Origin of the sequence: Candidatus Nitrospira allomarina (assembly GCF_032050975.1) — a bacterium.
Taxonomy (GTDB): Bacteria; Nitrospirota; Nitrospiria; order Nitrospirales; family UBA8639; genus Nitrospira_E; species Nitrospira_E allomarina.
Map to the genome: position 1 here is coordinate 390,399 of NZ_CP116967.1, position 22,911 is coordinate 413,309.

The 22,911-nt window shown below is 51.6% G+C and carries 26 protein-coding genes; 11 read left to right on the plus strand and 15 right to left on the minus strand.

Annotated elements, in window-relative coordinates:
* Window positions 1-126: 126 nt before the first annotated feature.
* Window positions 127-669 carry a hypothetical protein gene (locus PP769_RS01650; RefSeq protein ID WP_312644403.1) on the plus strand — a complete coding sequence of 181 codons (543 nt, stop codon included), beginning with the start codon at window positions 127-129 and terminating at the stop codon, window positions 667-669.
* 39 nt (window positions 670-708) lie between these two features.
* Here PP769_RS01650 and PP769_RS01655 read toward each other — a convergent pair whose 3' ends face one another.
* The 5 genes from PP769_RS01655 to PP769_RS01675 form a co-directional block, all read right to left on the minus strand.
* Complete coding sequence (locus PP769_RS01655) at window positions 709-1,080, minus strand: DUF4026 domain-containing protein (RefSeq protein ID WP_312644407.1); 372 nt, start codon at window positions 1,078-1,080, stop codon at window positions 709-711.
* A gap of 1 nt (window position 1,081) precedes the next feature.
* Window positions 1,082-1,465 (minus strand): hypothetical protein, encoded by a 384-nt coding sequence (locus PP769_RS01660; RefSeq protein WP_312644409.1) that lies wholly within the window; start codon window positions 1,463-1,465, stop codon window positions 1,082-1,084.
* 100 nt (window positions 1,466-1,565) lie between these two features.
* Entirely contained in the window at window positions 1,566-1,961 is a 396-nt protein-coding gene (locus PP769_RS01665) for a hypothetical protein (protein ID WP_312644413.1), read from the minus strand.
* A gap of 15 nt (window positions 1,962-1,976) precedes the next feature.
* On the minus strand, window positions 1,977-2,738 hold the full coding sequence (gene pgl / locus PP769_RS01670; protein ID WP_312644416.1) for a 6-phosphogluconolactonase: 762 nt from the start codon (window positions 2,736-2,738) through the stop codon (window positions 1,977-1,979).
* A gap of 120 nt (window positions 2,739-2,858) precedes the next feature.
* Window positions 2,859-3,170, minus strand: a complete 312-nt coding sequence (locus PP769_RS01675) for a hypothetical protein (protein WP_312644417.1) — start codon at window positions 3,168-3,170, stop codon at window positions 2,859-2,861.
* Window positions 3,171-3,511: 341 nt separating this feature from the next.
* On the opposite strand from PP769_RS01675, the gene fsa reads away from it, so the two are divergent.
* Window positions 3,512-4,165, plus strand: a complete 654-nt coding sequence (gene fsa / locus PP769_RS01680) for a fructose-6-phosphate aldolase (protein WP_312644419.1) — start codon at window positions 3,512-3,514, stop codon at window positions 4,163-4,165.
* 33 nt (window positions 4,166-4,198) lie between these two features.
* Here the strand turns inward: fsa and PP769_RS01685 are convergent, their stop codons facing one another.
* Window positions 4,199-4,885, minus strand: a complete 687-nt coding sequence (locus PP769_RS01685) for a uracil-DNA glycosylase (protein WP_312644421.1) — start codon at window positions 4,883-4,885, stop codon at window positions 4,199-4,201.
* A 316-nt stretch (window positions 4,886-5,201) separates the two neighbouring features.
* On the opposite strand from PP769_RS01685, the gene PP769_RS01690 reads away from it, so the two are divergent.
* From PP769_RS01690 to PP769_RS01715, 6 genes are all read left to right on the plus strand, one after another.
* Window positions 5,202-7,598 carry a hybrid sensor histidine kinase/response regulator gene (locus PP769_RS01690; protein WP_312644423.1) on the plus strand — a complete coding sequence of 799 codons (2,397 nt, stop codon included), beginning with the start codon at window positions 5,202-5,204 and terminating at the stop codon, window positions 7,596-7,598.
* 208 nt (window positions 7,599-7,806) lie between these two features.
* The gene (locus PP769_RS01695) at window positions 7,807-9,174 is read left to right on the plus strand and encodes a glycerate kinase type-2 family protein (protein ID WP_312644426.1); all 1,368 of its coding nucleotides are present in this window, start codon (window positions 7,807-7,809) and stop codon (window positions 9,172-9,174) included.
* 59 nt (window positions 9,175-9,233) lie between these two features.
* Entirely contained in the window at window positions 9,234-9,623 is a 390-nt protein-coding gene (locus tag PP769_RS01700; protein ID WP_312644428.1) for a pyrophosphohydrolase domain-containing protein, read from the plus strand.
* A gap of 197 nt (window positions 9,624-9,820) precedes the next feature.
* Window positions 9,821-10,417 carry a LemA family protein gene (locus PP769_RS01705; RefSeq protein ID WP_312644430.1) on the plus strand — a complete coding sequence of 199 codons (597 nt, stop codon included), beginning with the start codon at window positions 9,821-9,823 and terminating at the stop codon, window positions 10,415-10,417.
* A gap of 30 nt (window positions 10,418-10,447) precedes the next feature.
* Window positions 10,448-11,353, plus strand: coding sequence for a TPM domain-containing protein (locus PP769_RS01710; protein WP_312644432.1), 906 nt, complete (start codon window positions 10,448-10,450; stop codon window positions 11,351-11,353).
* A 6-nt stretch (window positions 11,354-11,359) separates the two neighbouring features.
* Window positions 11,360-12,004: a TPM domain-containing protein gene (locus tag PP769_RS01715; RefSeq protein ID WP_312644434.1), complete on the plus strand. Its 645-nt coding sequence runs from the start codon at window positions 11,360-11,362 to the stop codon at window positions 12,002-12,004.
* Here PP769_RS01715 and panC read toward each other — a convergent pair.
* The 5 genes from panC to PP769_RS01740 form a co-directional block, all read right to left on the minus strand.
* Complete coding sequence (gene panC / locus PP769_RS01720) at window positions 12,001-12,861, minus strand: pantoate--beta-alanine ligase (RefSeq protein ID WP_312644436.1); 861 nt, start codon at window positions 12,859-12,861, stop codon at window positions 12,001-12,003. The two genes, PP769_RS01715 and panC, sit on opposite strands and share 4 nt — an antisense overlap.
* 3 nt (window positions 12,862-12,864) lie before the next feature.
* Window positions 12,865-13,419: a 2-amino-4-hydroxy-6-hydroxymethyldihydropteridine diphosphokinase gene (gene folK, locus PP769_RS01725; RefSeq protein WP_312644438.1), complete on the minus strand. Its 555-nt coding sequence runs from the start codon at window positions 13,417-13,419 to the stop codon at window positions 12,865-12,867.
* Between the two features lie 33 nt (window positions 13,420-13,452).
* Window positions 13,453-14,628 (minus strand): LL-diaminopimelate aminotransferase, encoded by a 1,176-nt coding sequence (locus PP769_RS01730; protein ID WP_312644441.1) that lies wholly within the window; start codon window positions 14,626-14,628, stop codon window positions 13,453-13,455.
* A gap of 132 nt (window positions 14,629-14,760) precedes the next feature.
* A complete protein-coding gene (locus PP769_RS01735; protein WP_312644443.1) occupies window positions 14,761-15,444 on the minus strand; it encodes a type 1 glutamine amidotransferase in 684 nt (227 codons plus the stop codon).
* Between the two features lie 138 nt (window positions 15,445-15,582).
* Window positions 15,583-16,251 (minus strand): class I SAM-dependent methyltransferase, encoded by a 669-nt coding sequence (locus PP769_RS01740; RefSeq protein ID WP_312644445.1) that lies wholly within the window; start codon window positions 16,249-16,251, stop codon window positions 15,583-15,585.
* 363 nt (window positions 16,252-16,614) lie between these two features.
* Here PP769_RS01740 and PP769_RS01745 point away from each other — a divergent pair, with 363 nt between their 5' ends.
* Window positions 16,615-17,118, plus strand: a complete 504-nt coding sequence (locus PP769_RS01745; protein ID WP_312644448.1) for a hypothetical protein — start codon at window positions 16,615-16,617, stop codon at window positions 17,116-17,118.
* Between the two features lie 275 nt (window positions 17,119-17,393).
* On the opposite strand, the gene PP769_RS01750 is transcribed toward PP769_RS01745, so the two are convergent.
* From PP769_RS01750 to PP769_RS01760, 3 genes are all read right to left on the minus strand, one after another.
* Complete coding sequence (locus PP769_RS01750; protein ID WP_312644450.1) at window positions 17,394-19,160, minus strand: ABC transporter ATP-binding protein; 1,767 nt, start codon at window positions 19,158-19,160, stop codon at window positions 17,394-17,396.
* Between the two features lie 107 nt (window positions 19,161-19,267).
* Entirely contained in the window at window positions 19,268-19,489 is a 222-nt protein-coding gene (locus PP769_RS01755) for a DUF6812 domain-containing protein (RefSeq protein ID WP_312644452.1), read from the minus strand.
* A gap of 33 nt (window positions 19,490-19,522) precedes the next feature.
* Window positions 19,523-19,618, minus strand: coding sequence for a 30S ribosomal protein bS22 (locus PP769_RS01760; protein WP_312644457.1), 96 nt, complete (start codon window positions 19,616-19,618; stop codon window positions 19,523-19,525).
* Between the two features lie 223 nt (window positions 19,619-19,841).
* On the opposite strand from PP769_RS01760, the gene PP769_RS01765 reads away from it, so the two are divergent.
* Complete coding sequence (locus PP769_RS01765; RefSeq protein WP_312644460.1) at window positions 19,842-20,336, plus strand: hypothetical protein; 495 nt, start codon at window positions 19,842-19,844, stop codon at window positions 20,334-20,336.
* A gap of 34 nt (window positions 20,337-20,370) precedes the next feature.
* A complete protein-coding gene (nadB, locus tag PP769_RS01770) occupies window positions 20,371-22,017 on the plus strand; it encodes an L-aspartate oxidase (RefSeq protein ID WP_312644461.1) in 1,647 nt (548 codons plus the stop codon).
* 3 nt (window positions 22,018-22,020) lie between these two features.
* Here nadB and PP769_RS01775 read toward each other — a convergent pair whose 3' ends face one another.
* Window positions 22,021-22,908 carry an aminotransferase class IV gene (locus PP769_RS01775; RefSeq protein WP_312644463.1) on the minus strand — a complete coding sequence of 296 codons (888 nt, stop codon included), beginning with the start codon at window positions 22,906-22,908 and terminating at the stop codon, window positions 22,021-22,023.
* Window positions 22,909-22,911: the final 3 nt, after the last annotated feature.

The window sequence follows — 22,911 nt, forward strand, 5'->3', positions numbered from 1 at the left end:
GACTCAAACCGCCGAATTTCTGTGCCCCCACCTAGTTGACTGCACAGCATGCTTTCGCCATGATTCACCACTTGTATGCTGAACATGCCAGTTTTTTCAATCCCAAACGCCGCAAGGAGTCAAGGCATGAAGAGGTCTTATTTACTGAGTCTCGTATCGCTGTTCGTATTCCCGGCACTCGCCCAAGCAGGCCCCTATGCTCCCCTGGCCGATTTTTCCGCCGTGAGCAAGAATCCGGAATGCCGCCTCACCGCCATGCAGGAATCATTTCTCAATAGCTGGACGCCTCCGGCACAGTTTTTCCTGGTCCCTCCATATCCGAATGCCGTCCTGGCCAGTGCCATGCCCAGCGGGAACGCCCAAATTCATGGACACGCATACCAGACTATTCCTTCAGCCGTGCTCCTGACCCCCGATTCGCCTGAAGAAATTCTGGAATTTTACAAGAGAAGTTTAGGCGCAACCTGGTTTCAAGCGGAAGACATCGATACGATCTATCTCTATCGCTTGCCGCGCCCCGTGGCATCGGGCGAGGCCCTCACCCGGCAACTGATGAGCAAGCCGGGCTCCATTCCCAATATTGCCATCGATACACAAATCAGCCCCTGCGATCAAGCAATTGGACGAGGCGCACAGACTCGCATTACCGTCGTTTCTCCGCCAAAATAAGCGCGTTCGGTTGCACCTTCCTGTGTGCTTAGGTTCCCGTTACTCCACGATAAACTCCCGGAATGCCAGAGGAGTCCCATACACGGGATCGGTCCGATGGCGCACCACCATCACCTGGGGACCTCCACCATCAAGGCTGATTCGTTCCCCCACCTTTAAGTTCTTTCCCTGCACAATCAAATTATCGGCAACCCTGATAACGGTATCTTTCACCTCTCGGCCCGATAGGCCCAGGGGCTGAAAGGTCTCGAGTTCGTCCAGGCCAAATTTTGTGAGGCCCCTGGTATGGAACCACATGCGCGCCCGCTGAACGTCTTCGCGATGTTCCACCTGAATGTGATCGGTGAGTCGAAAGACCTCCAAATCCCGATCACGCCAATCCGAAGGATTGAGATACGTGCCGGTCGCCACATCATAGGACGTTCCATCGGTGAGCAGGGGTTACTCCCCTCGCCATTCTCGCCACATGCAGCAGGACATCACGACGATCGGTCGCGGAATGGATCGGAGGGAAGAGGACTGCTAATTGAGTCTGTTCCCACTGTAAGCGACCCTGCCATTGTTCCACGATTGCCGTTGAGGGCTCAATATTGACTTCGGCAGTCCAATTGGTGTGCGCCGCTTCAAAATGATGGTGTCCGTTCGAGGTGAGAAAACGTATGCGCAGTGGCCCGCCGTACGCTTCATCGAACCAGGCAGCGATATAGCCAGGCGGAGGTGCATTTCCATGAGTCCACCCAACAAGGAAAGCCGGCACGACGTGAGAAGCCGACTTCTTCTTTTTAATTTTTTTCATGAGTTCGACAACAAAAGAGTCTGACAGGAATAACAGGGCATGGGGATTAACGCAAGTGGGCACTGAAGGGAAATTTGAGGCCCCGGCGCACTCGCAACGACTATCGCTTCGCTTCCTCAGGGGGCCAATCCAATTCCTCCTGCCGCCCACAGAAAAAACACGTGATGCGATAGCGCGCCCGCCGACGTGGATTCGGCAGCGAATGAAAATCCACCGGTGCCTGATCATACGGGCAAACCGGTTCTAAATGCAGAAGATGCTCCTCGGTAATTTCCATCAGGGACCCCTCGTCCCACGGCGGATCGACTTGTTCATCGCCCGTCATTGTTTCGTGCCAATCACATTGCTCACAGTGCAACCTAAATGATTTCACACGATCCGTGGACCGGGAGCACTCTTCCACAGCCACGGAACCGGAACAATCCGGTGTAGGACATGTCATGGGTTTTTTATGGAGGGCGTGAATAAATGCCTCGGGCGCCTTAACCATTTTCATGGGACCTCTCCTTTTTCACACAGGTGACGTCATCGATTCTTTCTTCAAGAGACCAGCCGCATCCTGATTGACCAACCATACCAGGTGACCTGTCGGAGGATTCACAACTTGGGCGGGATAGCGAGCAGGATCTGCCGGCCCTTCCAACACCACCTGTAACGCCGTCGCTTTATCCACTCCACTAACCAAAAAAACCACGTGCTTCGCCGCATTAAGAACCGGTGGCGTCAACGTCACCCGGTGGGTCTGTAATTTCTCGACCCACGGAGCCGACACCAGTTTTTCGGACTCTGCCACAGCGGAGGTTCCAGGAAACAACGACGCCGTATGCCCATCCGGCCCCATGCCCAATAGGATCAAATCGAACTGTGGTCTCTCACCTGATGATAGATGGAATTGATCCTGCAGGACGGATTCATAGCGTGCCGCGGCTTCATCGGCGGGTACTTCTCCTTCAATGCGAAATACCTGACTGGAGGGGATGGGCACATGAGAGAGTAGCGCCTCTTTGGCCATGCGGAAATTACTATCTTGGTGATCCGGAGGGACTGTGCGCTCATCTCCCCAAAAAACGCGAAGATGATTCCAAGAAATCTGAGTTCGGTACGGGGCACCTGTCAAGAGCCGATACAAACCTCGAGGTGTGGACCCACCCGCCAAAGCCACACGACAGTCGCGCCCGGCTTTCCGACAGTCCAGCACTACCTGCACCACTTCTTTGGCGGCAGCTATAAACAACTGGTCGATTGTTGGTGTTATGATAATTATCCGAGACAATCCAGACTCCTACGTCCAAAGGACGAGCAAACAGTCTAAAGAAAGAAAACCCGTTGAAAATGAATTAGCAGAACGACGTTCTTCTTATGCATAGCAAGTGGAACGGAGGCATGAGATTCCTTAGCAATCCGAATAATCATAATCTTCCAGCTTGCCTTCTTTGTCGAAATCTAAATTGATGTGACATTGATTTGGGGAAAAATTAAAGTAGGGAAATCGGGACTCACCCCCGGAAATACGTGAATACATCCAGGTTTCTCCTCCAAAGAATCGAGCGGACTTCCCGCTCGGCTTTCCCCAGTTTTCTTCGAACCAGGCCTTGTCTTTTCCCTCAAATTTGGCGGGATCAAGTGAGGCATCCAAATACGGATTCCCTCCACAACCGGCACAGAACAATCCCAACAGTCCTATCAGCAAATATTTGTAGACCACACCTGTCTCCTTCCCCAACAATGGCTGAAACGCGGACACGCTCTCTATGCCTGTGAAAATTCTAGCCTTCGATCCTCTACCAGTCAAACAACGTGATCCATCAACGTAAAAGGAGGCCTCCGTCTTCTTCATCCCCGTAATGGTAGGACCGCATGAGGGACCTGTCCTTCGAAAGGGCCGGCACGCCCTCCTGGGGGGACGACACGTCAGGCAGGCTTATCATATAGATTTTTCTTCCAGACAATGGATAAGAAAATTTGTACAAGACAAGGGCGTGGATTACAATGGCATACGAGACCACTCAGGGAACACCAGCTTAAAACCTAAAAAGGGGATTCGATATGAAGCTCTATCTCGATACCGGAAGTGTCAAAGAGATCCGTGAAGCGGCCAGTTATGGCCTGGTAGACGGCATCACCACCAACCCTTCGCTTGTCTCAAAAGAAGGGCGTGATTTCAAAGATCTCCTCCTGGAAATTTGCGGAATTGTGGATGGTCCCATCAGCGCCGAAGTGGTCAGTGTTGAAGCGGCGGCCATGGTAAAGGAAGGAAAAGAATTAGCGAAGATTCACAAAAATATCGTGGTGAAATGTCCACTTATTCCGGAAGGGCTCAAGGCGACGAAGCAATTGTCCAGCGAAGGAATCCGTGTCAACGTCACATTATGTTTCTCTCCAACTCAAGCCTTATTGGCCGCTAAAGCAGGGGCATGGTGCGTCTCGCCATTCATAGGCCGATTGGACGACATTAGTTCCAATGGGATGGAACTCATTCGACAAATCCTGACGATCTACGAAAACTATAATTTCACCACACAGGTTCTCGTCGCCAGCGTTCGCCACCCCCAGCATGTCGTCGAAGCGGCTCTCACGGGCGGACATATTTGCACGATGCCCTTTGGCGTATTTCAACAGCTCATCAAACATCCGTTGACAGATAATGGTTTAAAAAAATTTCTCTCCGATTGGGAAGCCAGGCCCTTCAACAAGACCTAATCGGACCATCATGGGCAGAGGAGCCCGCATCGGTCAGGATGGTGTGAGCAGCTTGCGGACGGTGCTAAATATCCCGTGAAACATCGGACGGGTGAGTGTACCCGTAAAGGTATTTTGCTGACTGGGATGGTAAGACCCGACCAAGGTCACACCCCAGGATAAGGCATATTGGGCCCCATGGCTGAATTTCGGTCGTGGAGAAGGCACCTGCCATCCCATGGTCTGGCAGGTCCGCAAGTATTCATCAAAGGCGATCTTCCCAAGCGCCACAACAACTTTGACCCGCCGCAATAATCGTAATTCTTCCTGCAAATAAGGACGGCAGGCGGCGAATTCCGCTTTTGTAGGTTTATTGGCCGGGGGGGCACAGCGTACCACCGCCGCAACATAACAATCGTTCAATGTGAGCCCATCCTCCCGGTGGGTTGAATCCGGCTGGTTGGCAAACCCAAAGGCATGCAGCGCTTCATACAACCAGTCTCCGCTTCGATCACCGGTAAACACCCGTCCCGTGCGGTTTCCTCCATGGGCCGCAGGGGCCAAACCCACCACGAAGACCTGAGCCCTGGGATCGCCAAACCCGCAAATGGGCCGTCCCCAATATTCCCAATCCCGAAACCGTTTGACCTTTTCCTTAGCAATAGCTTGACGATATGTCGTCAATCGTTGACAGGTCGTACAGTCCGAAATGGCCTTTTGAAGAAGCGTAAACGATTTCATCCTATGGTGATCGTATCATAGACATTCATGAATCAGCCCGAACCCGGAAAACCCCGATCAAGGCTCTCTGTACCAATTCGCACTTCCTCCCTATCCGCTTTCCCCATGTTCCTTTCTTTATCACGAAACGTCAATCGTCTTGACATAGTCATTGATGAAAGGCAGGCTATAGGGTAGAAGGAGGGGTCATTCCGTCCCAAGTATCCCTGCTTCACCAGGTTGACGGTATGAAGGGTCCATGCCGGGGTACTGTTTATGCCTGGACTCCTTAGTTATTGGAATAGCGTTGATGCTCACTCGGCCGGATCCAACCCCCATGAGATCCTCAGGAACCCCTTCCCCTTCTCACTCCTTTATCGAACTTCGTCGTCAACAGGTTCATCAACTGTTTTCCTTAGTCCCGATGGCCATTCTGGCCTCCATCATTAATTGTGGACTGGTCGCATTTATTCTCATGGATGTCATTCCGACCAAGATCGTGTCGGGATGGATCATCGGTATTGTGGGGATTAACGTTCTCTGGTCGGGTTTGGTCCTGGCCTATCGCCGCGCATCAAAACCCCTGGTCCATCCACGTACATGGTTGGCCTGGTTTGTTGCCGGCAATGGTGCCTCCGGACTGATCTGGGGCATGGCGGGCATTGCACTATATCCCCCTTCTTCACCAAGCCACCAAATGTTTTTAGCCTTGGTGCTGGGAGGAATGGCGGCGGGCTCAACTGCCGTTCATGCCGCCTATTTCCCTGCTTTTTTGGCCTACAGTCTTCCCACGACCTTGCCTCTCACCTATCAATTTTTCGCGCAGGGTGACCCTACACACCAATCCGTGGGGATCATGGGTTTCACGTTTCTCGCTGTGATTACGGTCACCGCCTACCGGAATTTTTTCATGGTAAAAAATACTCTCACCTTGGAAAAAGAGAATTTTCAATTAATCCACCAATTGGAACAGGCCCACTCTCAGGCCGAAACGCTCAATCGATCATTAAGTCAGGAAATCCAAACCCGCATAGACATCGAAAAGGAACTTCTTCATCACAAAGACCATCTTGAATCGCTTGTGGAGATTCGGACTGCCGATTTACAAAAATCCGAAGCCCGGTATCGAATGGTGGTCGAAAGGATATCCGATGTCATTTGGGTCATGGACCTGGAGGGATCAAGGTTTTCCTACATCAGCCCCTCTCTGGAACGGTTGTTGGGATATTCAGGATATGCGCTTGACACGCTTTCGCCAGAGACCATTCTGACACCGGCTTCCATGGTCACTCTGAGGGAGGCCATTCAACAAGAACGCGCTCATTACCAATCCCGTACTTATAAACCAAATCAGTCGTTTTTGTTAATCTTGGAACACCAACATCACAATGGATCCTCAGTCTGGGCGGAAGTGCGGGGAAGCCTCCTGTTCGACAAAAACAATCTCCCCATTGGCATTACGGGAGTCACAAGAGATGTGACAGAACGCAAAAAAATTGAAGAGGAAAAACAGCGCCTGGAAACCCAATTGCTTCGTTCCCAAAAATTGGAATCGGTGGGAAATCTCGCCGGGGGCATCGCCCATGATTTCAACAATTTCCTGACGACGATCCTGGGAAATATTACTCTGACCAAGCAAATCCTGCCTTTTTCCAAGGAACGCCAATCCTACTTGGAACGAGCTGAACGTGCGGCTCTCCATGCCAAACACCTGACGCACCAATTACTCACCTTCTCGAAGGGCGGCGATCCCATTAAACAACCGGTGGCCTTATCCGAGTTAATCAAGGAATCTTCCAACCTGGCTCTTTCCGGCTCATCGCTTATTTGCCACACATGGGCTGATCCAAACCTATGGATCGTGGAAGCCGACCCGGGGCAAATCAATCAGGTGATGCAAAATCTCCTCATGAATGCCATCCAGGCGATGCCCCATGGAGGATCAATCACCATTCGCGCCGAAAACATCCAATTGTCCGATCCGGACGTCAGAAGTCCTCTGCCTCTCTCTGCCGGCCCGTATGTGAAAGTCACCATCACCGACGAGGGGATCGGGATCGCCGAAGATCATTTGCCAAAAATTTTTGAGCCATACTTTACGACAAAGTCGGCGGGACAGGGATTGGGCTTGGCTTCCACCTATGCCATTATTAAAAAACATGCCGGTCATGTGACCGTGGACTCCCGGGTCGGGGGAGGCACTACCTTCACACTCTACTTTCCTGCCTCTCCGAAGGCCACCTCATCACCCAAATCCTTGAACCTTGGCATTCGGCGGGGACAAGGAAAAATTTTAGTCATGGATGATGAAGAATCTATTCGAGTCATGGCACGAGAAATGTTATCGCATTGTGGATACGAAGTGATGATAGCAAAGGATGGAGAGGAAGCGGTGGCCCTCTATCAACAAGCCATGGAGACTCAGGCGCCTTTTCTCTTAGTGATCTTAGACTTAACGGTGCCGGGAAAACTTGGCGGTATGGGAACCTTGGCACGGTTGCAAAAACTTGACCCACAGGTCAAGGCACTTGTCTCCAGCGGATATTCAAATGATCCAATCATGGCCAATTATGCCTCCCATGGATTTGACGGAGTGATTACCAAGCCCTATTCGCTGATCGAACTGAGCAACATGGTTCACCAAAGACTCTGGCGTCAGTCTCCCCTCGCAACCGGACAAACCCCTTCCGACCCACCAGGGCGGATGTCCTCTATCTCCTCTCCCCCTCATTAAATTGTGTTCCGGGCTATGCCTTCATACACCCGGTGAACGAACCAACGACCTTTCACCATATTGGAAAAACTCCTTGGGTTGACTAAGGGTGGAGAAGTTCACCCTGCATTTCTCAAACTCGTTTCTATTGGTAATATGCTACATTGCAGACAATGTTTTCAGAAAAGCCATCACGCTCTTCACAATAAGTTCTTCTTCAATCACCTCCATGTCATTATCACACCTTAAAAAAACACGCGTCATCGTCCAACAGGCCAATCCGGCCGCAAAACGAATATTGAAATCCCTTATTGATGCCGGCCTGGAGGCGTGCGATCCTGCTCTCGCCATCGCAAATACCCTCCATCTCACCAAGAACCGACTTCAGGTTCATCGTCTCCACTACAATCTGACCCGCTATGGTCGCATCGTTTGCGTCGGAGCGGGAAAAGCCTCCGCACGGATGGCGGTAGCCCTGGAACAGATGCTCGGAGATCGGCTTGAAGGCGGAATGGTCATTGTCCCGGATGGACATGATGCCCCCTGCGACAAGATTCGCATGTATGAAGCCGCACATCCGAGGCCGGACAGACGAGGGGTAAAAGCCACGAAACAACTCCTGGCCCTGACTCAATCGCTTTCTCAACAAGACTTGTTGATTGTTCTCCTTTCAGGGGGAGCTTCAAGCCTGCTCTGCGCGCCATCACTCGGCCTCACCTTAGCTGCCAAACGACGGACCACCCAGTTACTCCTGCGATCCGGAGCCACCATTCATGAGATAAATGTCGTCCGAAAACATATGTCCGCCATCAAAGGCGGACAATTAGCCCAATCCACCCCGGCGACTACCCTGACCTTAATCATGTCCGATGTTTTAGGAGATGACCTCTCCACCATCGGATCCGGCCCGACGGTCACAGATCCCTCCACGTTTCAGGATGCCATAGACATTCTTCAACTGTATTTGATTTGGCGCAAAGTGCCTGAGTCCGTACAACGCCACTTACAACGAGCACGTTCCAAGCCAATTCCCGCACCATTGAAGGCAACCAGACAACAGGCCTTACGAAATCGGCATATTGTTCTTGCCAACAACCGTCAGGCCCTCGAAGGCGTGGCCAAAACTGCCAAGCGGTTAGGACTCAAACCCTTCATTCTCCCCTACCCCTTGCAAGGGGAAGCAAAGGAAATCGGCAGCATCCTGGGAGGTTTAGCCAGGGACCTCGTCGAATTCGGCAACCCGGTTCATCCACCAGCCTGTCTCATCGCCGGAGGAGAACCGACGGTCATCGTGAACGGAAAAGGCCGGGGTGGGCGGGCACAGGAATGCGTCCTGGCCGCAGCCCGGGAATTGGCTGGACTCACGAATGTATTTGTGGCAGGGTTTGGCACGGACGGGACCGATGGACCAACCGATGCGGCCGGTGCGGTCGTCGATGGGAAGACGGTTCAGCGGGCCAAGAAGCAAGGGCTCTCCATTGAGCACGCATTACATGAACATGACAGCTATACCTTCTTCCAACAGATCCGCGGCCACATCATGACCGGCCCGACCGGCACGAACGTGAACGACATTTATCTGATCGTCGCCATGTAAAAGTTTATTTTTTTCATTACGCGCTTTAAGTAAGTAAGAGCCAGAGGAGGTCAAGAACCTTGAACGACGCCCAACGCATGGTCCAAGAATTCCACAAGCAATTCGAGATCTACGTGTCTCCTACTCCCTCTATCCCGGATGAACCGACCCAAATCCTTCGGAAACGTCTCATCCAGGAAGAATTTGATGAACTTCAGGAAGCCATGCAGGAAAAGGACCTACCGTCTATTGCGAAAGAACTTGCTGATTTATTGTATGTCGTCTATGGCACCGCCGTTTCCCTTGGCATTGACATGGAACCGGTCTTTCAGGAAGTCCATCGGTCGAACATGAGTAAAGTCGGCGGACACAAACGGGAAGACGGCAAATGGGTCAAACCCCCAACCTACTCCCCGGCCAAAATTGATGATCTGTTAGCCACACAAATGGATGCCGGTGAATCCCATTAACATTGAGGTCAATATCAACATGATATATTTCAATATGGCCGGTTACGCCTGGACTTCTCACAAAAATCCAATCCCAGCGAGGACTCTTCTGGAAACTGGATTGTTCATTTCCTTGTTTCCAAAAATTTGATGTCTATCTCTTTGGTGGCGATATTTTTTGCTGAACATACAGCTTGCTCATAAAGGAGAAATGGACGATGAAAAGAATTTTCAGGAGCTCTGTGCTTGGATTGCTCGCCTTGACCATGTTCCTGAGCGGATGCGGCTATAACGACCTCCAGGGGCTAGACGAAGAAACCAATGCCGCCTGGAGCGAGGTTTTGAATCAATACCAGCGCCGGGCCGATTTAATCCCGAATCTTGTGGCGACAGTTAAAGGATATGCGGCTCACGAAAAGGAAACCCTAGAAGGGGTAACACAGGCGCGCGCTCAAGCCGCGGGTATGAACCTGACACCGGAAGCCTTAAAAGACCCCAGTCTGTTTCAAAAATTTCAGGAAGCCCAACAAGGTCTCTCATCGGCCCTTTCTCGCCTGATGGTGGTCGTGGAGAAATATCCTGATCTGAAAGCCAACGAAAATTTTCGTGATCTCCAAAGCCAACTGGAAGGCACGGAAAATCGCATCACGGTTGCCCGCAAGCGCTATATCGACAAGGTCGCGGAATTCAACAAGGGCGTTCGATTTTTCCCGACCAATCTGACCGCCAAATACCTCCTGGGACTTGAGGTAAAGCCAAGCTTTACCGTCGCTGATGAAAAGGCCGTGTCGACGCCTCCTGAGGTGAAGTTCTAACCTGACATCGGTACACCGGACGGCATGAACATGATGAGGCCGAGACCAGGACAGAGCCTTTACCGGTTAGCCTGGTTGGGGCTCCTGAGTATCTTCTTCCTGGCTGCGACCGGGTGGTGCCTGGATGTTCCTCCCCTTACCGGTCGGGTGGTAGACCAGGCTCATCTTCTTTCGCCTTCGGCCATTTCCGATCTGAACGCGGCCCTAGCTGCCCATGAATCCAAAACCTCGAACCAGGTGGCCGTTCTCACAATTGCGTCGCTGGAAGGTCATCCCCTGGAAGAGTTTTCTCATCAGGTGGCAACGGCCTGGGCACTTGGCCAAAAGGGTACGGACAACGGCGTCCTATTCCTGATTGCCCTAAAGGAAAAAAAGGTTCGCATTGAAGTAGGGTATGGGTTGGAAGGCACCTTGACCGATGCCAAAAGTTCCCGAATCATTCGACATGAGGTGGTTCCACGTTTTCGGACTGGGGATTTCTCCGGAGGCATCATTGCCGGCACTCACGCCATACTCGGAACCATTGAAGGGACGTACACCAGCCTGAGCTCTTCGGCAGAAAATAATGGTGCCCCATTTGGACGTTGGGAGATTTTTGGCTTAGCGGTCGCCTTAGGAACCTTGGTGGGTTTGGTGTTCGGTTCCCGACGACGCGTGAATGGAAGTGTCATAGGCATGCTCCTTTCGTTTGTTGTCGCATTTCCTGCGGCGCTCTGGCTGGGTATCCTCGCGAGTGTGGTGACCTCTCTCCTTGTTGGTTTGTTCAATAGCGTCGGTGGTCCATCGACTCGAAACCCATTGGGATATAGCTCAAATTTCGGGTGGCCTCGACAGTCCTGGCCAATGGGAGGATCGGGAGGCTTCGGCGGCGGAAGCGGTGGATTCGGTGGAGGCGGGGGCGGCTTTGGGGGCGGGGGTGCCTCGGGAAGCTGGTAATTCACAATGACTTTTTCAGACCAGGATCAGGAACGCATTCAACACAGCGTCACAGAAGCTGAACGCCATACTCGTGGAGAAATCGTGCCGATGATCGTCGAACGCTCAGCGCGATACCGGGAGACGCAATATCGGGCCGGAGCAGGCTGTGCCTTATTCACGCTGAGTGCCCTCATAACCATTGAATGGGAATGGGTGTCCTGGGGGTGGCACGCCACCAATGCCGGTTGGCTCCTGCTGACAGTCATTGCGGCCTATGGACTCGGATTCTGGTTGGGAACATTCGACCCGGTGATTCGGGCCCTCACCTCACACGAACGAATGGCCTATAAAGCAAACCTCCGCGCCCATCAGGCATTTCTGGAACATGGTCTGCATCGCACAGAACTCGGAACAGGCGTGCTGATTCTTATATCGTTACTCGAACACCGGATTGAGATTCTGACAGACCGCGCTATCCTGGATCGGGTTCCCCCGGAGACCTGGAAGAATATGCTGGCCTTGATTCAGGATGGCTTTCGGAAGGGAAACCCCGTGGAGTCGTTGTGTCAGGCCATTACCTTATGCGGGGAGGTCTTAGGCGAATATTTCCCGGCAGGTCCCATTGGCCCCAATCCCAATGAACTCCCGAACAAGCTGATTTCAGGCTAACCGTGTGATTGGGGACAGCGGACCAGCAAATTATCAATCAACCGAATGGTCCCCAGTCTGACGGCTCCTAAGATGACAACTGTTCCACGCACCTGAGTCAATGGTTCCAGATTCCTGGAATTGCAAATTGCCAGATACTCCGGATGCACATCGGGGTCGCTGCCTAAAAGCTTTGCCATCCGGGATTGTATGGTCCGAACACTCCGGACCCCGGTCTTAATGGCATCGGCCCCCTCGCGTAACGCCTTGGATAAGAGCCCGGCTTGCAATCGTTGATTGGCTGACAGGTACCGATTGCGGGAACTGACGGCTAGCCCATCGGATTCCCGCACCGTTGGACAGAGGACCATTCGCATATCCCAGTTGAGATCATGTATGAGCTGGTTCACCACCAGGGATTGTTGATAATCCTTTTGTCCGAAATAGGCGCGGTGGGGACGAACCAGACAGAATAATTTCGTCACTACCGTCGTCACGCCCTGAAAATGGGTGGGCCTGGATTCACCCTCCCAGCGTCGCGTGAGACGATTCACCATGACGGTTGTTTGAAAATTTTCCGGATAGAATTCCTCTGGAGGAGGAGCAAAGAGGAGATCGACACCCGCCTCCCGGCACAAACGCCGGTCGGCGGGGAAACTCCGGGGATAGCGGCTTAAATCTTCAGCCTCCCCAAACTGAAGCGGATTGACAAAGACACTGACCACAACGGTCCCACAGTGTTTTCGAGCGCGCTGTATTAACGAGAGATGGCCATCATGCAAGGCGCCCATCGTGGGGACAAACCCGATTGGTCCGTCCAACGCCTCCTGTTTTCTTCTCCAGCTATACAGATTTCGAACAGAATGGATGACGCGCATGGATCAAGTGGAAGGCCCGGAGCAGGCCTGTCGGGAGCCATACTTCGCCCCGGGGATGACATCCAACTTGTTGACCTGACTGGTATCTGTCAGAGACTCTAACAACTCTTTCGCTGAACGATGAAACACCGGATGAGTCCAATCAGGATCTACTTCCACAAGCGGTTTCAGCACAAATCGTCGCTGATGGAGGCGCGGATGGGGGACGGTGAGTCCAGGTTGTTCAATCACCTGTTGGCCAAAAAATACAATGTCAAAATCCATCGTGCGTGGACCGCGACGGTTGCCTTCATCACGGCCCAACGCTCGTTCGGTTTCTTGCAGAATGTCCAGAAGTCGTTGGGCACTGAGCGTGGTTTCCAGCCTCACCACACCATTATAAAACCAGGTGGGTCCCAACATTCCCTGAGGATCGACCGGTTCGGATTCATAATACGAAGACACTCCGGTGACACGAGAAAGAGGGAGCAGATTCATCAGGGCCACCGCCCGGTCGCACAATTCCTGGCGGTCTCCTGCGTTGGAGCCAAAGGCGATAAACACGATTTCTTGAGCCATTTCGTTTGTTCGCAGATCCGACAAAATGAATAGCTACCAGCCGATCTTTTTCATTCGTTCCACCGCTTCTGCTAATTTTTCTTTTGTGGTCGTGACCGTCATCCGGATATAACCTTCCCCCGGATCGCCAAATCCATTGCCAGGCGTGGTCACAATTCCGGCTTTCTCAATAAGATGTGCCGTGAAGGACGCCGAGGTAAAGCCTTTCGGAACACCAATCCAGACGTAAAACGCCGCCGGAGGCGGATCCAGTTCCAATCCCATGCTTTTCAAGCCGGGCACCAGGACATCCCGCCGTTCTTGATAAATCGTTCGCAAGCCTTCCGTCACCGAATCATCCAGTTGCAATGCGGTAATGCCTGCTTCCTGAATCGCTTGAAACACGCCGGAATCAATATTGGTTTTGACCTTCCCCAAACCCGCGATGACTTCCTTTCGCCCCACGGCGAACCCGATGCGCCAGCCCGTCATATTGTACGTTTTGGACAGCGAGTGGAATTCCACCCCTATGTCTTTTGCGCCCGCTGCTTCCAGAAAGCTCGCCGGCCGTTTGCCGTCATAATAAATTTCGGAATAGGCGGCGTCATGGCAGACAATAATCTGATGCTCTTGCGCAAAATCCGCCACTTGTTGAAAAAATTCCTTGCTCGCCACCACCGACGTAGGATTATTCGGGGAGTTGAGAAACATCATTTTGGCTTTTTGGGCAATATCCTTGGGAATGGCAGACAGGTCCGGCAAAAACCCATTCTCTTTCGTCAATGGCATGGTGCAGGAAATTCCCCCCGCAAAACTGGTTGCGACGGGGTACACAGGATATCCGGGGCTCGGAACCAAGACGATATCTCCCGGGTCGATAAAGGCCAACGGAATATGACCGATGCCTTCTTTTGATCCGATCAGTGTCACAACTTCTGTTTTGGGGTCCAGGGTCACGCCGAACCGACGTTGATACCAATCGGCGACCGCCATCCGAAATGACAACATGCCATCATACGAAGGGTATTGATGGTGCTTGGGATTCCCCGCCTCGCGTCGTAATGATTCAATAATCGGTTCAGGGGTCGGCAAATCAGGATCACCTATCCCTAAATTGATGATATCCATGCCACGCTCGATGGCCTTGCGCTTCATGTCATCAATGGCGGCGAATAAGTAGGGGGGGAGCGTGCGGATTCTTTCTGCATACTGAATAGGAAACCCTGCCATGAATTCGTACTCCTTTTCGGAAACTGGTGAATATGAACCTGTTACGGTACCAAATATAGGACCCGTTACGGTACCGTTCCGGAAAAAATCATTTCGAAACGGGAAAAGCGAACATGAATTCAGAGGCAGGTGTCACCGTATCCGAACCAAATGATCCATGAAGCGATCAGCCAATTGATGAAGCCTGGGTAAATGGGGTCGGGACCGGGCTTGAATAGACGCCGGTGTCATTCCCCCTCGTAGAACATCTTGCGGACATTCACGGCATAAGGCCTCAATTCCCGCTTCCTCCAATTCCAGATGAAACAGAAGGCCATACGTTCGATCCGTCATCCGGAATGCCTGAACGGGAAAATCAGCTGAAGTCAACAGATGCGTGCTTCCCGGAGGAAGGGTGATCCCTTCCCCGTGCCATTGAAACACGAGAAAGTCCTGAGGCATGACACGCAAGATGGGATCGATCTGTCCCATGTCGGTCAGTGACACGGAACCCATGCCGATTTCAATTTTCGGCCCCGGTGCCACCGAACCACCCAACGCTTTGGCCAGTAACTGTGCGCCGAAACAAATACCCAGGACAGGAATATCACGCGCGAGAGCCATCTTTACAAATTGCCGTTCAGCCTCAATCCACGGATCACTATCGTTAACGGACATCGGTCCCCCCATGATGAGCAGAAAATCACCTGGATCTGCAGGCAAACCCTCAGCAGGCACGATTACATTTCGGACGCCATACCCACGAGTTTCTAGAGCCTGACGGAAGACGCCAGGACCTTCAAACAAGACGTGCTGGAGGCAGAGGGCAACCTTCATGAAGTAAGAATTGGGGTTGATTCAGAACAAGGAGCCAATCAACGAGGGACAAGACCCACCCTTCGTCATATAGCTTAGATAGAGAAATAGGTCAGGAGGCAGGAAGGGATGCGACAGGGCGAAAATGGGTAGAGAGGTCTAAGAATGTCCATTCAACGCAAAACCATTTGTGAACAAAGCCTGTTGACCATTCTTCTTATTCACACATTCCACCAAATGCCAGAACCGCAACGGATTCACTTTCTTTTTATTGACCACCATCAGACATGTGCCTTCCAGGACCGTGTGCAATGCGAGATCGGTTCGGAATCCAATATGCTTACACAGGGGAGAAATCCATTTTTCTACCGCCGCAATCACTTTATTCCCATTGCTAAAGTGATTCAGCATAATGATCCGGCCACCGGGCTTACACACTCGAATCATTTCGTCCACCACACTTCGATAATCAGGAACTGCCGTGACGACGTAGGCCGCCATCACAATATCATAGTGATTATCCGGAAGATCCATTTTCCCGGCATCCATTCTCTTAAGGGTCACATGATTTAAGCGGTGCTCCTGAACCCGACGCCGAGCATGTTCCAACATGCCATCTGAGAGGTCAATGCCAAGAACTTCGCAACAGGAGGGATAGAGAGGAAGCGCTTCCCCGGTTCCTACGCCAACCTCAAGAACCCGATGCCCAGGCTCAATTGGAAGCCCTCGGACCGCCGATTCGCGCGATTGCTGAAAAACTTTGCCAAAGGTATGGTCATAAACAGATGCGTACGCACTGTATACACGCTCAACTTTCTCAAGGTTCATTGTTTCTCCATGATGGTGTCCTTCGCAATCCACACCCCTTCAAGGGAAATTGACGTTCGACATTTATTCCGTGTGATAAGGGATTGCTTACCTGAGGCGAGAACCCCAAATAACTGGTGCCGTAGGGGGACGGCCACCTATGTATGTAATATATCAAACAGTCCGCTAATCTACCGGAGCGGCATGAGGGAGTCAACTAGAAATCACTTTTCCAGTCTCTCCCCCCAATCCGACATGGGCAGGGGTCCGGATATGTCCCCATTCCAACCGGGCACCATCCAGGGATTGCAATGGCTTAAGGTGTCCTCTACAATTCCGGCATTCATCCTGAGTCATGCCTCGAAAGTACCAAGGAGAATGCGCATGGTTTCATTGCTGTCTTTGTACATTCGTCTCCCTCTCACCCTTTTTGCCTTCACCGTGATCGGTATGGGGACCCTCCCATCGCTCTCCTCCGCAATCGAGCTGTCTATTACATTAGATCAAGCCAATAAGGCCATGGCAGCTGGTCGCAAAACGATGGAACAAGCCGATTCGGTAGAGGATGTGGCAGCAGTGATGAAAGCCTCGGAGCGTGCGGTTCGGGTCGGCGCTGACCCGGAAGTGGAACCCTGTGGGGCACATGCCATTTTAAGAACGCGCCTCTATTGGTTGGAATACTTTGGGCGGCGCGAAGCGGCAGAATCCAAACGCCAGAAACAAGACATTCGTATGCCAGAAGCCAAAATCCAGGAAATTCTGGAAATGCCCTACCTTGAAGTAGAGGTTCGCCTGTGCGGAGAGGATGAGTTTTTTGCAGAAGGAGCAGAAATTGCTCTCCAGCAGGGTTCAAACACCATTCGCCCTGTGGATATTGGGGCCGGCTGAGCGCGGCCGAAAAAATCCAGGGGATACTGTCAGCTTTCGGTCAAGGTTTACAGCTCGCTTCGCCTATGCCGACTTCGATCCAATGGAGCCTGGAACTCTCGCAGTGTTTTTCCCTGATGGAAAACTGATTAACATACCAGCCGACTTCTCCAAAATTCATTAACCCCATTTTTCACGAGAACAAATTAACGGATTCGCAACCGCTACCTATTCCCGTTTCAATGGCGGGCAAAAGCCCGTTTTTTATTTATCTTCCGCCCGGCTCATATGACTGTTTATTGAGACAACGGTTGGGCTGAGTCTTCCAGGGGCTCCGTTATTCCCTCGACCTCTCTAAGTGTATAGAGATGATGATAGAGCCCTCGCTTGGCAAGCAGTTCCTCGTGCTGTCCTTCTTCCACAATTGTGCCTTTATGCAGAACCAGAATACGGTGCGCCCGCTGAATAGAAGAAAACCGATGCGCGATCATGAGGGTGGTGCGTCCCTTCATCAGTTCCGTTAATGCAGACTGGACCAGCGATTCCGACTGGCTATCCAATGCGGAGGTTGCTTCATCCAGGATCAAAATTCTCGGGTCTTTCAGCAACGCCCTGGCAATGGCGATGCGCTGCCGCTGCCCTCCAGACAAATTGATTCCTTTTTCCCCGAGAATAGTGTCATAGCCATCAGGGAGCAACTGAATAAATTCATGGGCATTGGCTCGGCGACTGGCCTCAATCATGTCAGATTCAGGGGCATCGGCTCGACCATACCGGATATTGTCTGCAATCGTTCCGCCAAAAAGCAGGGTTTCCTGCGGCACAAGAGCCAGCTGTTGATACAAACTCTCCACTTGAATGGATTTGAGATCATGCCCGTCGATAAGCACCCGACCGGCAGTTGGATCATAAAATCGATGCAGTAAATTCACAATCGTGGTTTTCCCGGCTCCGGTGGGTCCTACTAACGCCACACATTCCCCGGCCTGAATCGAAAATGACACCGCATCCAACACGGGGGATCGGCCCTCATAGCCAAATTGGACGCGATCGAACTCGACCTTCCCATGAATGGGCCATAAGGCCTTCGCCATCGGACTATCATGGATTTCCAGTGGCGTATCCAAGAGTTCAAACACCCTGGTCATCGCTCCTTGCACTTCCTTGACCTGAGAGAACATTCGGGCCGCTGACCCAAACGGGCCTATTAAAATCCCAGCAAAGAGAACAAATGCAAATAATTCCCCAGGCGAAAGCTGGCCTTCGATGACTTGTTTGCCCCCATACCATAAGACGCCAATTGCCATGACAAAGGTACAGAAGGTGATGACAGGAACAAATACGGCCAACACCGCTGTCCGTTTCATGGTGGTCGCTAATAAAGTCTCTACGGCTGAACGAAACCGCGCGTCCTCTCGTTTCCCCTGAACAAACGATTTGACCACACGAATGCCTGACACCACTTCTTCAATCAGCGTGGTAACGTGCGCCGTTTGATCCTGAATTTGCATGGATAAAAATTTCAACCGCCTTCCAAACATCCTGGCGACGATGGCCAGCAATGGCAAAACTATGAGAATCAGGACACACAACCGCCAATTCATGACCAACAAAAATCCCACCCCCCCGATGATGGTCACGAGATGCTTCAGGGCATCCATCGGGGTCTCAGTTAATAAATTTTGAATTACCCCGACATCGTTCATCAATCTGGAAATCAACTCTCCTGTTCGCCGTTTTGCAAAGAAATTCAGTGACAACCGATGGAGGTGAGAAAAAACGTGAGTACGAAAATCCGCCATCACATGCTGGGAAGCCAGCGCGGTCAAATAACTATGAGCCATGGATAAGAGCCCCTGTCCGATCACCAACCCGACAAAGACCCACACCATGCTTGTCAACTTCGGCAAATCGCGTTGGACCGTAATAAGATCCCACAGCGTGCCACCTAACCGGATGAGTAACAGGTTGCAGGCCGCAACACCCATCACCAGGACCCCCGCACCGACCATGGGCATCAAATACGGACGGAGGAAGGGAATAAATCGAGACAGATAGTTCATAGAGGCCTTACACGATTAAGTGATCGTATCCGTTGAGAGAAAGAATGGAATGCCCTAAAACTAAAATCGGAAGGTGCAACAAGGCGAGAGAAAAGACGAATTAGCGGTTAGTCGAGTTGAATAACCGATTCGATCTGATTTTTATTTAATGCCACAAACGCAGAATGTTCAGTGTCATTGATCAGCACATCTGTTAGGTTAATAAACAAGACAGACTCATCATTTAAAACATCTGAAATTCGATTTCGCATAGGCGGGATCAAGATATCTCCCACATAAGACGACAGAGAGGAGCGGACCCGAATACGAGTTTTTTTCCCCTGGGTCATATTCAAGCCCTTGACCATCCCGGCCTATGGAAATTAATTACGACGTTTGGCAAATTTCATTCGGCGAAGGAGCTTTTTATGTTTATGCTTTCGCATTTTCTTCCTACGCTTTTTGACAACACTCGACATAAAGTTACATTCCTGGGTGAAATCGTTTCTGCTACCGTGGTTCGAAAAGTTCTCTCTGCGTATTAGGCAAACTAGCCCCTACTGCCGGCTGACTACCTATCATAGGGCCAAGAAAGGTGTCAAGGTAGGCCCTGACATCTTACCTGGTCCTTCACCTAATAATCATCAACTTTCTATAAATTCTCTTGACCCCCTCCGGCATTCTTCTTCATTATAGAATTTCATGATTCTACATAAATTTTTAAATAAACATGTTTTTGTGCTATTGATAACCTTTCCGGTCATTTTTTCACTTGCCGGAACAGGATGTTCGAAAAAAGTCCCCAAATATCCTGAGGACCACGCCCGATTCCAACGAGTGGTGCAAGCCATCAAAGCACTGGAAAAGGCCTATGTCAATCAAGATGCTTCGGGCTTCCAGGAATTACTCCTTCCACTGGAAAATCTTGACCTTCTCGAGGCCAATGTTCGCGAGGATTTCGCCACGTTTTCAAGTGTTCGGTTAGACCTGACCATCGACCGCATGGTGATTGATGGAGACCGGATTTCGGCCTTTGTTTCCTGGCAAGGCAACTGGGAACGCACGCCTCAGGGACCTTCTGCGCAAGCGAGCGGTCATGGAATCCTGTTGTGGAGTGGCAATCAAGTTATTCTGCTCCGCAGGATCGAGGGAGACCTGCCGTTTGGGATGACACACCGTCTCGATTTTCCCTCTTAATCATCAATCCTTTTTCCCTGTTTCAGTCATTACTATGCCTTCCATCGTCACATCTCACCATTCCTCTCACGTGATTTCCACGGATTTTCTGATTTTAGGCGCGGGAGTCGCGGGCCTTCGAGCCGCGATTGAATTGAGTCGACATGGACGAGTCACCATGGTCGCCAAAGGTGGGCCCCAGGACAATAATTCCTTTTACGCTCAAGGAGGCGTGGCGGTCGCGCTGAGTGAAGAAGATGACGTGGTTCTGCATTTGGCGGATACCCTAAAAGCCGGCCATCAACTCTGTTCCCGGCCAGCCACAAAAATACTCGTTGAAGAAGGCCCCTCGCGCATTCATGAATTGATCGAATGGGGAGCAAAATTCGACACAGTGGATGGCAAACTGGCGTTCACCCGGGAGGGAGCCCATAGTCGCCACCGAGTGTTACGAGCCGGAGGGGATGCCACTGGCAGCGAAATGGTTCGTGCGCTGAGCGTTAAAGCCCAAACGCTGAATAATCTGACATGGATGGGCAATCATGTTGCGGTTGAGCTGTTTATCCAAGACGGACGATGCTGGGGGGCATTAATCCTGGATGAACTGAGTGGGCATCTTAAGATCGTCTGTGCCCCCGCCACGATTTTAGTTACAGGAGGAGCCGGACAGGTCTATGCTCGAACCACCAATCCACCCAATGCGACCGGAGATGGCATCGCCATGGCTTTTCGAGCCGGTGCCATGCTGGAGGATATGGAATTCGTCCAATTTCATCCGACCGCACTGTATCTCCCTTCGAGTCCTCCCTTTTTGCTATCTGAAACGCTCCGAGGAGAAGGAGGGATTTTGCGTAATAATCGCTGCGAACGCTTTATGAAAACCTATCATAGGAGCCAGGAACTTGCGCCACGAGACATCGTATCCCGGGCGATCTGGACGGAAATGCAACGAACCAAAGCTCGCCATGTCTATTTAGATGTGACCCATTTGGGAGCAACATTTTTGAAAGAACGGTTTCCTACCATTTATTCAACCTGTTTACGGTACGATATAGACATCACAGAGGAATGGATCCCCGTCTCCCCCAGCGCCCATTACTTTATGGGAGGAGTCAAAACCGATCTGCATGGGGCCTCTACCCTTCCAGGCCTGTTCGCGGCTGGAGAAGTGGCCTGTTCCGGTGTGCACGGTGCGAATCGACTGGCGAGTAATTCATTGCTGGAAGGTCTGGTCTTTGGCTACCGCGCAGCTCAAACCGCTTCAACATGTTGGACGACCGGCTCTTACCCAAACTTCTCGGATTTCCCCCTTCTCCGGAAATCCACCGGCCGGAAGATGTCCACTCAAGATGTGGAAAAAATTAGAAACTCCCTGCGGCGTTTGATGTGGTCGAAAGTCGGATTGGTGCGGACAGGAAACTCATTAAAAAAAGCGGTCGATCAGATTCAGCAATGGTCGCAAAAGCTGTCGGCTGCTCCGTGGAACCGGCCAGGATTAGAAACACGAAATATGGTTCTGGTTGGGCAATGCATTGCCAAATCTGCACTGTGGAGAGCCAATAGTGTGGGCGCGCATTTCCGGGAAGACTTTCCGTTTTATAAAGGCTTGGCATGGAAAACCCATAGCCACTGTCAACAGGAAAATCTTTCCAAGGTCACTGAGGCTACCGGGACGACCCCCCAAAAATCCACACGGTGCTGAATGTCATGATCCCTGTGGGCCTGTGACAACCGGTCCCAACCATCGTTCCAAATTTTCTTGGAAAGCCCGCCATAAGGCCATCGTGATTTCCCCACTCCCGCCTTGGCCAATAGGATTTCTTCCAATTTGAGAGACCGCCATAATTTCCAGACCCGTATTCGTCATAAAGCACTCATCCGCTTGAAGCACGTCCGCGGCCCCATATGCCCCTTCTTCCACTTTAATCCCTAACTCCCTGGCTAAGATCATCACCACCTCCCGAGTGATCCCTTCAAGAATCCCGCAAGCAACCGAAGGAGTATGCAACCGGTGGTTGGACACAAAAAAGATATTGCTCGTCGTACATTCCGTCACATGACCATCCATATTCAACATCAGAGCATCGAACGCACCGGCCTGCACGGCTTCCTGCTTGGCCAGAATGTTGTTGAGAAAACTCAGCGACTTGATTTGCGGCGATTGGGCAGACTCCGGATTCCGTCGAACTGAGACGAGCTGCAACCGGACTCCCTGCTCTCGCATGTGAGCAGGATAGGACACCACAGACTTCGCCATCACGACAATAGTTGGGCTGGGACAGAGACCGGGATCAATCCCGAGTTCCCCTTCCCCTCGAGAAATCGTCACGCGCAGGCCGGCATCCTGAAGCCTATTCCGAATCAGCATTTCGGTCATGATGCTCGCCCACGCATTATCCTGGATTGGAAGGACCAGGCCGATCAGTTCACAGGACCGTCGAAGTCGCGCCAGATGGCGTTCTAGTAAAAAAATGCGACGCTGGTAGACGCGAAGAGTTTCATAGACTCCATCTCCATACAGAAACCCATGGTCAAAGACCGAAATCCGGGCCTGTTCTTTTTTCACAAACTTCCCGTTGAGAAATATCCACATCTC